Annotated in this window: 13 protein-coding genes; 5 read left to right on the plus strand and 8 right to left on the minus strand. The window is 66.3% G+C overall.

The features are described from left to right. Positions 1 to 217 precede the first annotated feature (217 nt). Positions 218 to 1,852, plus strand: a complete 1,635-nt coding sequence (groL, locus tag ACETK3_RS06275) for a chaperonin GroEL (protein ID WP_142131065.1) — start codon at positions 218 to 220, stop codon at positions 1,850 to 1,852. 100 nt (positions 1,853 to 1,952) lie between these two features. On the opposite strand, the gene ACETK3_RS06280 is transcribed toward groL, so the two are convergent. Next, entirely contained in the window at positions 1,953 to 3,272 is a 1,320-nt protein-coding gene (locus ACETK3_RS06280; RefSeq protein WP_237429876.1) for an ABC transporter substrate-binding protein, read from the minus strand. A gap of 269 nt (positions 3,273 to 3,541) precedes the next feature. On the opposite strand from ACETK3_RS06280, the gene ACETK3_RS06285 reads away from it, so the two are divergent. Beyond that, positions 3,542 to 4,696: a ribonuclease HI family protein gene (locus tag ACETK3_RS06285; RefSeq protein ID WP_237429877.1), complete on the plus strand. Its 1,155-nt coding sequence runs from the start codon at positions 3,542 to 3,544 to the stop codon at positions 4,694 to 4,696. A gap of 63 nt (positions 4,697 to 4,759) precedes the next feature. Here the strand turns inward: ACETK3_RS06285 and ACETK3_RS06290 are convergent, their stop codons facing one another. From ACETK3_RS06290 to ACETK3_RS06305, 4 genes are all read right to left on the minus strand, one after another. Continuing rightward, the gene (locus ACETK3_RS06290; RefSeq protein ID WP_236801164.1) at positions 4,760 to 5,047 is read right to left on the minus strand and encodes a WXG100 family type VII secretion target; all 288 of its coding nucleotides are present in this window, start codon (positions 5,045 to 5,047) and stop codon (positions 4,760 to 4,762) included. 108 nt (positions 5,048 to 5,155) lie between these two features. Beyond that, entirely contained in the window at positions 5,156 to 6,667 is a 1,512-nt protein-coding gene (locus ACETK3_RS06295) for a cell wall metabolism sensor histidine kinase WalK (protein WP_237429878.1), read from the minus strand. Positions 6,668 to 6,669: 2 nt separating this feature from the next. Then, a complete protein-coding gene (locus tag ACETK3_RS06300; RefSeq protein WP_142131055.1) occupies positions 6,670 to 7,380 on the minus strand; it encodes a response regulator transcription factor in 711 nt (236 codons plus the stop codon). A gap of 67 nt (positions 7,381 to 7,447) precedes the next feature. Next, complete coding sequence (locus tag ACETK3_RS06305) at positions 7,448 to 7,948, minus strand: DUF427 domain-containing protein (protein ID WP_236801166.1); 501 nt, start codon at positions 7,946 to 7,948, stop codon at positions 7,448 to 7,450. 245 nt (positions 7,949 to 8,193) lie between these two features. On the opposite strand from ACETK3_RS06305, the gene ACETK3_RS06310 reads away from it, so the two are divergent. Then, positions 8,194 to 8,451 (plus strand): hypothetical protein, encoded by a 258-nt coding sequence (locus ACETK3_RS06310; RefSeq protein WP_373992673.1) that lies wholly within the window; start codon positions 8,194 to 8,196, stop codon positions 8,449 to 8,451. Positions 8,452 to 8,456: 5 nt separating this feature from the next. Beyond that, a complete protein-coding gene (locus ACETK3_RS06315) occupies positions 8,457 to 9,326 on the plus strand; it encodes an FHA domain-containing protein (RefSeq protein WP_236801170.1) in 870 nt (289 codons plus the stop codon). Between the two features lie 18 nt (positions 9,327 to 9,344). On the opposite strand, the gene ACETK3_RS06320 is transcribed toward ACETK3_RS06315, so the two are convergent. From ACETK3_RS06320 to ACETK3_RS06330, 3 genes are read right to left on the minus strand one after another with little or no spacing between them, the layout of a single operon-like run. Beyond that, positions 9,345 to 10,991 (minus strand): DNA repair helicase XPB, encoded by a 1,647-nt coding sequence (locus ACETK3_RS06320; RefSeq protein ID WP_373992674.1) that lies wholly within the window; start codon positions 10,989 to 10,991, stop codon positions 9,345 to 9,347. A 13-nt stretch (positions 10,992 to 11,004) separates the two neighbouring features. Beyond that, the gene (locus ACETK3_RS06325; RefSeq protein ID WP_373992675.1) at positions 11,005 to 13,479 is read right to left on the minus strand and encodes a helicase-associated domain-containing protein; all 2,475 of its coding nucleotides are present in this window, start codon (positions 13,477 to 13,479) and stop codon (positions 11,005 to 11,007) included. 10 nt (positions 13,480 to 13,489) lie between these two features. After that, on the minus strand, positions 13,490 to 13,723 hold the full coding sequence (locus ACETK3_RS06330; RefSeq protein WP_236801173.1) for a hypothetical protein: 234 nt from the start codon (positions 13,721 to 13,723) through the stop codon (positions 13,490 to 13,492). Between the two features lie 228 nt (positions 13,724 to 13,951). Here ACETK3_RS06330 and ACETK3_RS06335 point away from each other — a divergent pair, with 228 nt between their 5' ends. Then, positions 13,952 to 14,335: a cold-shock protein gene (locus ACETK3_RS06335; protein ID WP_018762148.1), complete on the plus strand. Its 384-nt coding sequence runs from the start codon at positions 13,952 to 13,954 to the stop codon at positions 14,333 to 14,335. Position 14,336 lies beyond the last annotated feature (1 nt).

Below are 14,336 nucleotides of genomic sequence, written 5' to 3' on the forward strand. Positions count from 1 at the left end.
CTAATTATTGAGTTAGCACTCTGACGTACCGACTGCTAAAGCAAAGCCTGGTTCCGGCCGGCGGCGCCCTGCATCGGCCGAGGAGCGAAAGAAACACCTCACTTCAGTGAGATCCCTGCGCGGAGGCATACAGAGGCCGCCGTTAAAGGATCGTCCGTCGCGGGCACTGCAGCGAAGGTTCATTCTTAACGACTGTCCCGAAAGGACTACTGCCGTTATGGCCAAGATCATTGCATTTGATGAAGAGGCACGCCGCGGCCTTGAGCGTGGCCTGAACACCCTCGCCGACGCCGTTAAGGTCACCCTCGGCCCGCGTGGACGCAACGTCGTCCTCGAAAAGAAGTGGGGCGCCCCCACGATCACCAACGATGGTGTTTCCATCGCCAAGGAGATCGAGCTGGACGATCCCTACGAGAAGATCGGCGCAGAGCTGGTCAAGGAAGTTGCCAAGAAGACTGACGATGTTGCCGGCGACGGCACCACCACGGCAACCGTCCTGGCCCAGGCACTGGTCAAGGAAGGCCTGCGCAACGTTGCCGCCGGCGCCGACCCGCTGTCCCTCAAGCGCGGCATCGAGAAGGCCGTTGACGCCGTCACCGCCGAACTGCTGAACTCCGCCAAGGAAATCGAAACCAAGGAAGAGATCGCGGCCACCGCCTCCATCTCCGCCGGTGACGACGAGATCGGTGCCCTCATCGCCGAAGCCCTGGACAAGGTGGGCAAGGAAGGCGTCATCACGGTCGAGGAGTCCAACACCTTCGGCCTGGAGCTCGAGCTCACCGAAGGCATGCGCTTCGACAAGGGCTACATTTCCGCCTACTTCGTCACCGACGCAGAGCGCCAGGAAACGGTCCTTGAGGACCCGTACATCCTGATCGTCAACTCCAAGATCTCCAACGTCAAGGAACTGGTTGCTGTCCTGGAAAAGGTCATGCAGTCCAACAAGCCGCTGCTGATCATCGCCGAGGACATCGAGGGCGAGGCACTGGCCACCCTGATCGTCAACAAGATCCGCGGCACCTTCAAGTCCGTCGCCGTCAAGGCCCCGGGCTTCGGTGACCGCCGTAAGGCCCAGCTGGCCGATATCGCCGTCCTCACCGGCGGCCAGGTCATCTCCGAAGAGGTTGGCCTCAAGCTGGAGAACGCCGGCCTGGAGCTCCTGGGCCAGGCCCGCAAGGTTGTCGTCACCAAGGACGAGACCACCATCGTCGAAGGTGCCGGCGACGCCGACCAGATCGCAGGCCGCGTGTCCCAGATCCGCGCCGAGATCGAGAACTCCGACTCCGACTACGACCGCGAGAAGCTGCAGGAGCGCCTGGCCAAGCTGGCCGGCGGCGTTGCAGTCATCAAGGCCGGTGCCGCCACCGAGGTTGAACTCAAGGAGCGCAAGCACCGCATCGAGGACGCAGTCCGCAACGCCAAGGCTGCAGTTGAGGAAGGCATCGTCGCCGGTGGCGGCGTGGCCCTGATCCAGGCCGGTGCCAAGGCATTCGCCAACCTTCAGCTGTCCGGTGACGAAGCAACCGGCGCCAACATCGTCCGCGTTGCCATCGACGCGCCGCTGAAGCAGATCGCCTTCAACGCCGGCATGGAGCCGGGTGTGGTTGTCGACAAGGTCCGCGGCCTGCCCGCCGGCCACGGCCTCAACGCCGCAACCGGTGAGTACACCGACCTGCTGGCTGCCGGCGTCAACGACCCCGTCAAGGTGACCCGCTCTGCCCTGCAGAACGCAGCTTCCATCGCCGGCCTGTTCCTGACCACCGAAGCAGTGGTTGCTGACAAGCCGGAGAAGGCTGCTGCCCCTGCCGGCGGCGACGACATGGGCGGTATGGGCGGCATGGGCGGCTTCTAAGCCTCCCGGCCGGGGAACCCCTCCCGCCAACAAAAAATGCGGCGCCCTCCTGGTGAGGGGGCCGCATTTTTTGTGCCTGGGGAAGCGCCCGTCCGGGGCTCTACTTCCGGGCCGAATCCAGCATCCCCTGGACTTCCTTCTTGAAGGCCTCCGCGGCAGCCTGCGGGGTGAGGCGGTCATACAACACTTCATCCGTGTAGCGCTTGATGACGTTCTGGACGCTGCCCGCACCCACTGGTGGAACCGGGGGCGCATCCTTGATATCCGGAGCGATGTCCTTCAGGAAGTTGACCACCGTGGTGTCGGCCGGCTTCAGTGAGGGCGTAATGCCGGCGACGATTTCGCTGTTGGTGGGCACGCCCCTGTCCGTCATGAGGATGGCGCCGGCTTCGGGGCTGTTGGTGAGGTAGTTGATGAATTCGGCTGCCTGCTGGGCATGCTTGGAGCGGGAGGAAGCGGACCAGAACATGGTGGGCTTGTAGTACATGCCGTTTTCGGCCGAGGCGCCGTCAACGCTCGGGGCACGCAGCATCTTGATGTTGCTGCCGGTGGTGGCTTCCAGCGAACCCAGTTGGTTGGTCCACCACCAGGCCATGCCTACCCGGTTGGTGCCGAAGAGGCTCTGCTCAAGGCTCGCTCCTGCGTCTTCCGTCGCTACGTTTGCCGGCGGGCTGGCCTTTGAATCGCGCTGCTCCTTGAGCCGCTCCCAGAAGGAGGCAGCCGTGGCGGTCTCGAAGTCGAGCTTGCCGTCCTCCGAGTACAGGTTCTCGCCGTGCTGGCGGAGCCAGATGATCAGGTCGGCCTCGTTGCTGCCGTACGCGGCTCCATAGCTCTTTCCGTCGCCTGCGGCGCTGATCTTCGCCGCAGTGTCCATGAAGTCCTTCCACGTCCACGTCTTGTCGTCGGGAACCGGAACGCCTGCCGCCTGGAATACCTTGGTGTTGGCCATGATGACGTAGGCGTTCTGGCCGGTGCTCAGTCCGTACTGCGCGCCATCGTACTGGCCTGAGGCGAGTGCCTCCTTGTCCAGCTTGGACGTGTCGATGCCTTTCTGCTTGGACAGGTCCAGCAGCGCCCCGCGGCCCCCGTATTCGGCAATGTACTTCTGGTCCATCTGGATGACATCGGGCGCATCGTTGGCGGCGGTCTTGGTTGCCAGCTTGTCCCAGTAGCTGGACCATTCGCCCGGCTCGGCCTTGATCTTGATGTTTGGGTGGGACGCTTCGAACGCGGCGATGACCTTGTTTGTCTGTCCGTTCAGGTACTCGTTGCCCCACCAGGCGAACCGCAGGGTCACCTGACCGTTGTCGCCTGAACCGCCCGAGCCGCCGGCGGCACCGCAGCCCGTGGCCAGGATGGACAGAGCCACGGCCGCAGCGCCAAGCTGAAACCTCCGGCGGCTTACGACTGGAATCGTCATTGATGTTCCTTTCGGTTGGTTCCGTCACGCTCTGGCAGCTTTGCGAGCTGAAGAAGCTGCGCCTCAGAAACCGTTTTCTCGAGTTATGGTGCGATTCTTTCGCGTGGTCTACATCCCCGTCAAGGCTTTTCGGTAAGCGTTTTCCGAAAATTGCGCGCGTAAGGCTGCCGGCGTGGGACGCGCAGCCCGAGGCCGCGGCAGCCCCAGCAAAATGGGCTGCAGTAAGGCGGCCGCAACCCATTGCCGGCTGCTTCTGGCAGGATGGGTTGGTGACGATTACTGCAGCGGCTGACGGTTCGGCCTTGGGAAACCCTGGCCCGGCGGGATGGGCCTGGTATGTGAATGACGATTGCTGGCGGGCCGGTGGCTGGCCGCACGGGACCAACAACCAGGGGGAGCTGATGGCTGTCCTTGACCTTTTGCGCGCCACTGCGCACCTCCCCGGGGAGGACCTGCGCATCTTGTGTGACAGCCAGTACGTCATCAACTCCATCACCAAGTGGATGCCGGGATGGAAGCGGAAGGGCTGGCGCAAGGCTGACGGAAAGCCTGTCCTGAACATGGAACTGCTGAAGGAACTCGATCGCGAACTGGCCGGCCGTACCTACACCTTCGAGTGGGTCAAGGGCCACGCCGGGCACGACCTCAATGAGGCCGCCGACGAGCGGGCCAGGGCCGCGGCCACGGCTTACCAGCAGGGCGTGGCCGCACGTTCCGGCCCGGGGTTCCCCGGCGGACACCACCCGGGTGCACAGCACGACCTTTCACGCGGCCAGAACGGCCGCGAGCCTGCCCTGCACGCGCAGGCCCCCTCCGGTGTGGGCCTCCCGCCGGCCACCCTGGACATCCCGGGTACTGCCCCCGCCCAAACGCCGGCAGTACCCCGGGAATCAGCGCGCCCGGGTGCAGCAGGCGGGGCAGCGGCACGCCCGGCAGCACCCAGCACGGGTGTACCCGCAGGTGGGGCCAACCAGCGCAGATCCGTCCCCGAGCCCGTGCCGGCCTTCGATGAACTGGACCTGTTCAGCGAACTGGACGATGAAGCCCTTGAAGTGGCCGAGGCAACGCAGCGGGCCGGCTCCATCCCGCCCGAGGCGCTGGTGGAGGAACTCGAACGCGAACTCCTGGGGCCGCTGGTGCGGGGGGACATTGGCCGGACCGCGGTCCTTCTGCACCCGGACTTCATGGAGATCGGCAGCTCGGGAAGGGTCTGGACCCGGGACGCCATGATGATGGCCCTCGAGGAGGACCCCGGCGAGCGGACCGACATTGAAATCCTGGGTGCAGACCGCATCGGCACCAGCGCGGTCCTGCTGACGTACCGAAGCTTCGCCCGGTCCGGCACGACGCTCCGCAGCTCGCTGTGGGTCCTGGACAGCGGCCGGTGGCGGCTGAGGTTCCACCAGGGAACCCCGGAGGCCTAGAACCGGAGTACCAGCAGGGGGCTGTGCTGGCGGAGGGGCCGCGCCCTCACGTGAGACGCCGCATCAGCTGAACCGCTGCGTGTTCCCCAGCTCCGCCTGCGCGTAGGTGGCGGCCGCAGAGGCAAGGGCGGCATTGATGGACGCCAGCGACGCTTCCACGCGGCCCTGCGTGATGGTCCATTCGGTGACGAGTGCCTGGAAGTTGGTGGCCGCGGAACCCCGCCATGAGCCCTGCAGCTCATCCAGGCCCCGCTTCATGGTCTGCACGTCAGCGCTGATCCGGTCCACGGTGGCCTGGACGTTGGCCGACTTCAGCTGCAGTAGTTCGGTGTCGACGGAAATAATGCTCATGGCTGTGCCTTTCGCTGCGGCGGGTCCCCAAGGGGTCCCGCGCCCGGCGGGTCCGGGCTGCTGTGACGAGCCTACGCAGCAGCGCCAGGCGGGAGCCATGGTCACGGCTTATATGTGGATAACCGATCCGTCGCTGCCCGCGGCCCGGGCGGCACTGTCGTCAGCGGCGTCCTGCCCGCCGTCGCTGTCACTGCCTGGTGTGTCGGCACGCCGCGGAAGGCTTACCACCAGGGTTGCGCCCCCGCCGTCGGTCTTTTCCACCCGCACCGTGCCCCCGTGGGATCCCACGATGGCTGCCACGATGGCAAGGCCCAGTCCGCTGCCGCCCGTCTCCCTGGTCCGGGAAGTGTCCGCCCGGTAGAAGCGTTCAAAGACCTTGGCCGCGTCTTCTTCCGAAATGCCCGGCCCGTGGTCCCGTACTTCGATGATGGACTGTTCTCCGCCGTCGGTTTGGCGGACCCCGACGGCCAGTTCGATGGGGCTGCCCTCCGGGGTGTAGCGCAAGGCATTGCCTACGAGGTTTCCCACCACTTGGCGCAGCTTGGCCTCATCACCAAGGACCGGTGCCGGGGCCGCTGCTCCGCCGTCGAGCCCCGTGAGCGAAATCGCCCTGGAACGGTCGCTGGCCTGGGTGTCCACCACCGCGTCATGGGCAATCAGCTGCAGGTCCACCGGCTTTTGCTGCAGCGGCCGCTGCTCATCCAGGCGGGCCAGCAGCAGCAGGTCCTCGACCATGGAACCCATGCGCTTGGCTTCGCTTTCGATGCGGCCCATGGCCGTGGCCACGTCCTCGTCCGTCGCCAGGGCACCGTGGCGGTACAGCTCGGAGAATCCACGGATGGTCACCAGGGGAGTGCGCAGCTCGTGGGACGCGTCAGCGGCAAAGCGGCGCATCCTGGCCTCCGATGCGGTCCGCGCCGCGAAGGCGGTCTCGATGTGTGCCAGCATGGCGTTCAGGGAACTGCTCAGCCGGCCCAGCTCGGTGGCAGGGTTTTCGACTTCCACACGCCGGGAGAGGTCGCCGGCGGCAATGGCGGCGGCTGTCTTCTCCACCCTGGCCAGCGGCCGGAAGGCGCGCGAGACGGTCCAGCTGGCTATGAGCGAGGCGAGCAGCAGGGTCAGCAGGCCGACGCCGGTAACCACCAGGGTGGCATGCTTGAGGACGTCGTCGACGCTCTCCAGGGGCAGCCCGATCACCACCACGGACGTGGTGGGTCCGTTCTGGACGGTCACCGCCACCACCCGCCAGTTTTCGCCGTCCGTCCCGCGGACCTGGAAGGGAGCCAGCTGGAGCGCCTGGGCCTGTTCCACCGAAATGTTGCTGATGTCCGGATGGTCGTCCGGGTCCCCGCCGAAGGTGTACGGCTGCTCACCCGGGGTGAAAAGCATCAGGGAGTAGTCAGTGGGGATTGGGCTGGGTGCCTGCAGCTGGGTGAACGAGCGTTGTTTCCGGGCAGAGTCGACGGCGGCGTTGAGTTTGTCGTCCACCTGGCCCTGGAGGTAGGTGTGGAGGAGGGTCAGCGTCACGGCTCCGGTCACCGTCAGGGCCACGATCAGGAGGGCCATGATCATGGCCACCAGCTGCGACCTGAGCGAGGCCGACTTCCACCGTTTGAGCAAGGTCAGCGCTTTTCGGCCGTCCGCAGCACGTAGCCCACGCCGCGCTTGGTCTGGATCAGGGCCGGTGCGTCGGGGTCGATGTCCACCTTCCGCCGCAGGTAGGAGATGTAGGACTCAACAATGGACGCATCGCCATTGAAGTTGTACTCCCAGACGTGGTCCAGGATCTGCGACTTGGACAGCACCCGGTTGGGATTGAGCATGAGGTAGCGCAGCAGCTTGAACTCCGTGGGGGAGAGCTCGATGACCGTGCCGCCGCGCCGTACTTCGTGGGCGTCGTCGTCGAGTTCCAGGTCGTCCACGCGGATCACGGCGTCGTCGTCCAGCAGGGGCTGGGTCCGGCGGAGCACCGCCCGGATGCGCGCCACCACTTCATCCAGGCTGAAGGGCTTGGTGACGTAATCGTCCCCGCCCACGGTCAGTCCGGTGACTTTGTCCTCGGTGTCGTCCTTTGCCGTCAGGAAGAGGACGGGAAAGTGCTTCCCGGAGGCGCGGAGCCGGCGGGTGACAGTAAATCCGTCCATGTCGGGGAGCATGACGTCAAGCACGGCCAGGTCAGGGGCGTGGGTGTCGGCCGCGGCCAGGGCATCGCGCCCGTTTGCTGCGGAGACCACTTCAAAGCCGGCGAACCGCAGTGACGTGGAAAGGAGCTCGCGGATGTTGGGTTCATCATCAACGACGAGCAGCCTGGCTTCTGGACCGTTCTTGTTCATGCTCCCATCATGCTCCCAGTCTCTGGGAGTTGTCTGGATATTCGTTGTGAGCATGATGGGCTTGGCCTTACCAGCCCATGGTTCCCGGTTCCCCCTTGAACGGGCCCACAACCCGGCTGGTGATCCAGCCGCCGTAGAAGCGGCCCGGCTGTGCAGTGACCCGCTCACCGTCCACCTCGCAGTAGTCCATCCGGCCCGGGTAGACGGCGACCCTGCCGGCCAGCGCCTCAAAACCTGGCGCCGGCTCGGGGTAGGACCACGCGGCGCTGTCCGCTTCCTTCCCGCCGCCGCAGACGGTCAGGTACTTCGCAGCGCCCTTGAACTCGCAGAAGCTGCTGCCCGAGGACGGCTCCAGCGCGCCGGCGGCAAATGCCGACTCAAGGACGTAGTACACGGGCGGGTGGCTGGTCTCCAGGACCCGCAGTGAATCCGTGGTGTCGAGGATCAGCTCCCCGCCCAGGACAATGCGGATGCGCTCGCTGCTGGCTTCGATCCGGGGCGGGCGGGGGTAGTCCCACACCGATTCCTGCCCAGGGCCGGGGGTGGCACGAACGATTCTTGTAGTCATACTTACAGTCTGAGTCCAGCAGCCCCTTTGTGCATCAGGGAACCCAATTCGTGGAAAGAACGTTCAGCCCCTGCCGTCTTCCGCAGCCTGTGGCGCCGGAATACAGTGATGCTTGCCGGGCACCTGCGCCCGGCGCACCAGCGTTCCAACGGTTCCCCCCGGAGTGCATGCATCCGCCGGCGGGAGCCGCGCCAACACCGGTAGTTATTGGATAGTTCCTGACCCAATGAAGGGGATAGATCATCATGACTGACTTGAGCGCCACCGAAAACGCAGCCGCAGGCGACCGCACGATCCGGGACTGGGCAGACCTTGCCGAGGAGATGTGGTCCTATCTCACTGGCAAGGGTGCAGCCATCAATTACCAGTTCATCGACATGACCGTCGAAGTTCCGCGGGATATTGGCCCCGACGCGCCGCGTGCCACCTGGAAGCTCAATGGCAGCCTGCGGGTCACCACCAGCGACCGGGAAGTTTCCGGGCCGGACGCGAACCGCGGCTGACCAAAATGGCGGAGAACCGTCTGGACGTTGATCTGGACTTTTCGTACACCGACGAATCCGGTGCGGTCACATCGGGCAGGGCCAGGGCAGCGGGAACGGAAGTGACGGTGTCCCTTGAGGGGCTGGGGCCGTTGACCGGCAGCGGCCTGCCGTCGCTGGATGAGGTCAAGCCGCTGGCTGAGATGCTCGCCCGCAAGGGGCTGACCGTCACCCTGGCCGGCCCCGACGGCAACATTGTCAGCCTGGGCAAGGTGGACAGCCCTGCTTCGCAACGGCTGGTGACGCGCTCACCCCACATCAAGCTGGGCAAACTCGGCTCCCTGCTCCCGCTGGTCAGGCAGGGCAGGCGTGGGTCCAAGGGGGTACCGCTGCTGCCGCCGTCCACACCTTTGCCATTGGTCCCCACGGTCCAGCGGAACATTGTCCGCCGCATTACCACCACCCATTACGCCAGGGGTGGTGGACGGCCGCGCCTGATCTTCGTCCAGGACGCCGCCACGTGGACGGGGCAGATTCCGCGGGAGGTAGCCCTCACGGGAGATGTCACGACCATCGGCAGCGGCGATGGATCCGATGTCCAGCTGGAGGGTTTGGAGGCACTCCACGCCGAAATTGTGCACGACGACCAGGACGAATACGTGCTGGTACCGCATGCGGACGTCAGCGGCAGTGTCCGCCGCAACGGGCCCTCCGTGCTGCGGACAGGTGCCAGGATGCAAATGGGGCAGTGGTGTCTGGCATTTTTCCGGGAGGAATTCGCTGACCACGGACGTCCCTTTGGCGGGCGCAGCGGCGGGGAACTTGCCTACGAACGCCCCCAGCTGGACCCGCGGACAGGAACCATGGAGCGGGACAGCTCGGAATACATCCGCTAGGAGGGCGCCCGCGGCGGATCAGTCGGCTGCGGCAACGTCCTTGGCGTCCATGATCCGGTACGCATACCCCTGCTCTGCCAGGAACCTCTGGCGCTTGGCGGCGAAGTCCTGGTCCAGGGTGTCGCGTGCCACGAGGGAGTAGAAGCGCGCCGCCCGGCCGTCCTTCTTGGGCCGCAGCAGCCGGCCCAGCCGTTGGGCCTCCTCCTGCCGGGATCCAAAGGAGCCCGAGACCTGGATGGCCACCGAAGCCTCAGGCAGGTCGATGGAGAAGTTGGCCACCTTGGACACCACCAGGGTTTGCAGTTCTCCCGCGCGGAACAAATCAAAGAGCTTCTGCCGTACCTTGACGGACGTGTCGCCCTTGATGACGGGTGCCTCCAGGCGCTCGCCGAGCTCATCCAGCTGGTCGATGTACTGACCGATCACCAGCAGCTGTTCACCGGCGTGCCGGGCCACCAGTTCCTCCACCACCCGGGTCTTGGATTCGGAGGTGGCGCAGAGCCGGTACTTGTCAGCGTCATCGGCCATGGCGTAGGCGACGCGTTCGTCCTTGGGCAGGTCCACCCGGACCTCAACGCAGTCCGCGGGCGCGATGTAGCCCTGGGACTCGATGTCCTTCCAGGGCGCGTCGTACCGTTTGGGACCGATCAGGCTGAAAACCTCGCCTTCGCGGCCGTCCTCCCGGACCAGGGTGGCAGTCAGCCCAAGCCGCCGGCGCGCCTGCAGGTCTGCGGTCATCCGGAAGATCGGTGCCGGAAGGAGGTGGACCTCGTCATAGATGATCAGTCCCCAGTCATGGCCGTCCACCAGTTCCAGATGGGGATAGATGCCGCCCCGCTTGGTGGTGAGCACCTGGTAGGTGGCGATGGTTACCGGCCGCACCTCCTTGAGGGCGCCGGAGTATTCACCCACCTCTTCCTCGGTAAGGGAGGTGCGCCGGAGCAGTTCGTCCTTCCACTGCCGGGCGGCGACGGTGTTGGTGACCAGGATCAGAGTTGTGGTGGAACCGGTGGCCATAGCCGCGGCGCCCACCAGGGTTTTGCCGGCGCCACAGGGCAGCACCACTACTCCGCTGCCGCCCGCCCAGAAGTTCTCGCTGGCCAGGCGCTGATACGGCCGAAGCTGCCACCCGTCTTCATTGAGCGAAATCAGGTGCGGGGTGCCGTCCACATAACCGGCCAAGTCCTCCGCGGGCCAGCCGAGCTTCAGCAGCAGCTGCTTGAGCTGCCCCCGCTGCGAGGCGTGCACCACCACCGTCTCGCCGTCGATCCTGGGTCCCAGCAGCGGGGCGATCTTCTTGGCCCGGATCACTTCCTCCAGGACGGGATAGTCATCGGTCCGCATGACCAGCCCGTGGCGGGGGTCCTTTTCCAGGCGCAGCCGGCCGTACCGGGACATGGTTTCTTCGACATCGATCAGCAGTGAATGCGGCACAGGGAAGCGGGAGTATTTCAGCAGCGCGTCCAGTACCTTTTCGGCGTCCAGCCCGGCGGCACGGGCGTTCCACAGGCCCAGCGGGGTAAGCCGGTAGCTGTGCATGTGCTCGGGCGCACGTTCCAGCTCGGCGAAGGGCGCAATGGCGTGCCGGGCTTCGGTGGCCAGCTCGTGGTCCACCTCGAGGAGGATGGTCTTGTCGCTTTGGACGATCAGGGGTCCGTCGGTCACGCGGGGGAATCCTTTACTGGCGCAGTTCCTCTGCGGCCTCGATGTCGATGATGCGGTGGACGGACAGGACCCGTTCGGTGTCCTTGGCCGGATCGAACACGCGGACCCTGCCCCCGCTTACTGATAGCGGAACAACAACTTCCAGGCTGGCATTCCCCAGGTTGTCCACCACGTTCATGTTGATCCGCTGCTTGAGCCGGATGGCCCTTTGCAGCGCCTCAAGTCCCAGCTGGGTGGCGACCTCGCTGCCGCTCGCTGCTCCGGGGTGGTGCCCGACGGCGGTGCCGGCTTGCCGCAGCACGTCCAGCTGCGCTTCCACTTCCTCAGCCGCGGGCGCCATCCGCGGGGCGGTGTACACCGGGCGCAGGCTCTCCTGGGGTGCAGCGGACCGGCGGAGGTGCGCTGCGGGTTCGGCGCCGTCCACCGACGGCGAGAGGCCCAGGCTGCGGAGCACGGCGGCAAGCTCGCGGGGCGGCGCGGAGGACGCGACAACCGTGGGGGCCAGCCTGACAAGGCCCAACTGGGCAGCCTTCGGTCCCGCCAGCAGGTCCGTGAGCGCGGTTTCATCCTCGCTGTGGATGAAGCTCGCAGCCTGGCCCACGTGCAGTCTGCCATGCCGCGAAGCGGTGTCCTCCACCAGGTACTGCAGCGGCTGGGGAACCGCCGTGGCCGAGTGCTCCCGGAGGAACGCCAGCAGGCCGGCGGCGTCGTAGCCGCCGTCCAGTGCGCGTTTGATCGACTCCGCGGAGAACCGGTAAATGGTGGCAGGACCCTGCCCCTCGGCGTCGGCCATCCCCTGGAGCTGTTCCGTCAGTGCAGGGGAGAGGTAACCGGGAGCAACAGCGGTCAGGTCAGCCTGCAGCAGCACGTGGTTCAGGGCGGCGGGCAGATGTTCGCCCAGAATGGCAAGGGCGGCATCGGGGTCGTCCTCCGCGAAGGCGCTCCCCAGCTGGCTCAGGGCCCCGGAGCCCACCAGGCCCAGCATTTCAGCCTCGGCAAGGACGCCCCGGATCAGGGAACTGAACCGCCGGGCCATCCGCGGCTGGGACCATTCGGCGCGCTGCAGCACCGCGGCGGCATCAAGGACGGGCGCGCCACCGGCGCCGTCCTCGGCTTCCCGCGTCAGCTCAAGCAGGATTTCCAGGATGCGTTTGCGGACAATCGGGGCATCCGGGCGCTGGGCCCCCGCGGACAAGGCGGCGATCGTGGTGCCGGAGGCCGAACGGGCGGCCGCCGCTCCAGGCGCTGAATTGACGGGTTGGCCCACCATGGAGGGCACGCGCTCGCTGGCCAGCCAGGCGTTCACCAGCCACAGCCATTGTTCCTGCCGGGGCAGGACCAGCCACTCCAGCTCCGGCGGCTGCACCCACGATGACGAATCGACGTCGAGGCGGATCAGGCCGGCCAGGCCGCACAGCTCCAGCAGCCGGCCCACCGCGCCCTGGTCAATGCGCAGCTGGTCGGACAGCCGCCGCAGCTCGCGGACGCCCACGCCCCCGCTTCGCAGGGTGGCCAGCGGCTGCGTCTTAACCGCATGCAACAGTTCGGAGACCAGCCGAAGGGTTTCGGAAATAGCACTCAGGGCCGCATTCCTGCGCAGCGCCGCGGTGGTGCGGCCAAGTTCGGCAACCGGCGGTGAAAGGGTGAAGTCATTGATGATTGCGCCGCCGCGCAGTGCCAGTCCCACGCTGTGCGGCAGCTCAACGTGCGCCGCGTCCAGCGGCACCAGCAGCCCGCGTGCAAGGAGCCAGTCCACGGGCCCGACGTCGGCCCCCTCCGTGGCGACCGAGGCTTTCCGTTGCGCCTGGGGGACGGCACCCATGGCCCAGTTCCGGAACTTGGCAAGCAGCGCCGTCGTCCGCTCCGGGGCCTTGGCCAGGATGTCCTGCAGGGCTTCGGGGGACGATGTCCAGTGCTGAAGCGCCAGGGCCGCCTCCATCGGCGTGGTGGCGCCGTGGATCGCGAAACCGCTGCGGTGCAGCTCGGCGACCAGCTGCACCGCCCGTTGCGCGAAGGCCGGCTGAAGGCGGACCAGCTCCGTGTAGCTCCGGCCCAGCCCTGCCGGGTAGATGCCCACCACGTCCTTGAGCGAGCCCACCGGCAGGAAGAATTGCTGGCCGGCCGCGGCAGGGGTGCCGTGCGGGGGAGCGGCGGGGTGCACCAGGGCAAGCTCCTGCAGGGTGCCGATGATCTGCTCAACGACTGCCGGCGAGGAACCACGGATCAGCTGGTGCAGGCCTTCCGCCGAGGCGCTGTGCCCGGTGTCCGTGTTGGTGCAGAGGTGCAGGGTCTCCAGGACCTGCATCTGCGGGCGGTTGAGCCGCTCGAGGGCGCGCTGGACGCTGACGCGGGAAGTGGCGCGCGCCGCCAACGCCGCGAAATCCGGAACGGAGGGGGAGATGAGGTCCGGCCGCGCGGCGAACAACGCCCGCAGCGAATCGTCGCTGCGTGCCTCCAGTTCCATGCCGAGCGCGCGAATAAGGGACATCAGTCCAACGTTACCGCCGCTCAGCCTTTCCCGCCCGCCGACGGGCGGCGACGCCGTCCAGGACCACTACCAGCATCAGGATGAAGGCCACCGGGAGGCCGTACAGCGCGGAGTAGGTGACCCACGTGGGGGCCACCGACCCGGTGAAGGCAAGCGCCATGACCATCCCTACGGCTATGAGGGACAGCACGGCAATAACAGCGGCGAGGACCATCAGCGGCCGCCGGTAACGCGATGGAGTCATGGACGTAACGCTACAGCGGCTGCATTGGTGGGGTTAAACACTCCCGGCGCCCTTGCGCCTGCGGCGGAACAGTGCTGGGGAAAGCGTAATGAGGGCATCCGGCAGGATAACCTTGATGGATACAGACCAACACGGTTTGCGCTTGCCATACCTTGAACCCGCACAACAATGCGGATGCGGTGGCAGGCGGCCGTGTCTTATGACAGCAGAACGAAGAAGGTTGATTACGTGCCTACCGGCAAGGTCAAGTGGTATGACAAGGACAAGGGCTTTGGGTTCCTCGCGGGCGAAGATGGCCAGGAGGTCTTCCTGCCCAAGTCGTCGCTGCCCGAAGGGGTAACGGAGCTGAAAGCGGGCACCCGGGTGGAGTTCGGTGTGGCGGACGGCCGCAAGGGAGCGCAGGCACTGGGCCTGCGGGTGCTGGACAAGACCCCGTCCATTGCCAAGGCGAAGCGTCCCAGCGCCAAGGACCTCGCCCCGCTGGTGCAGGACCTGGTGACCGTGCTGGACAATCTGTCCGGCACCCTCTCCAAGGGCAAGTACCCGGACGGCAACAAGGGCAAGGCCATTGCTGCAGCCCTGCGCAAGGTTGCCGACGAGCTGGACGTTTAGG

The organism is Arthrobacter sp. E44, assembly GCF_041877125.1.
Classification (GTDB): Bacteria; Actinomycetota; Actinomycetes; order Actinomycetales; family Micrococcaceae; genus Arthrobacter.

Excerpts from the sequence above, each read along its gene's own strand:
- groL (WP_142131065.1), top strand. The coding sequence starts at position 218 with ATGGCCAAGATCATTGCATTTGATGAAGAGGCACGCCGCGGCCTTGAG.
- ACETK3_RS06280 (WP_237429876.1), bottom strand. The coding sequence starts at position 3,272 with ATGACGATTCCAGTCGTAAGCCGCCGGAGGTTTCAGCTTGGCGCTGCG.
- ACETK3_RS06290 (WP_236801164.1), bottom strand. The coding sequence starts at position 5,047 with ATGAGCATTATTTCCGTCGACACCGAACTACTGCAGCTGAAGTCGGCC.
- ACETK3_RS06300 (WP_142131055.1), bottom strand. The coding sequence starts at position 7,380 with ATGAACAAGAACGGTCCAGAAGCCAGGCTGCTCGTCGTTGATGATGAA.
- ACETK3_RS06305 (WP_236801166.1), bottom strand. The coding sequence starts at position 7,948 with ATGACTACAAGAATCGTTCGTGCCACCCCCGGCCCTGGGCAGGAATCG.
- ACETK3_RS06310 (WP_373992673.1), top strand. The coding sequence starts at position 8,194 with ATGACTGACTTGAGCGCCACCGAAAACGCAGCCGCAGGCGACCGCACG.
- ACETK3_RS06315 (WP_236801170.1), top strand. The coding sequence starts at position 8,457 with ATGGCGGAGAACCGTCTGGACGTTGATCTGGACTTTTCGTACACCGAC.
- ACETK3_RS06325 (WP_373992675.1), bottom strand. The coding sequence starts at position 13,479 with ATGTCCCTTATTCGCGCGCTCGGCATGGAACTGGAGGCACGCAGCGAC.
- ACETK3_RS06330 (WP_236801173.1), bottom strand. The coding sequence starts at position 13,723 with ATGACTCCATCGCGTTACCGGCGGCCGCTGATGGTCCTCGCCGCTGTT.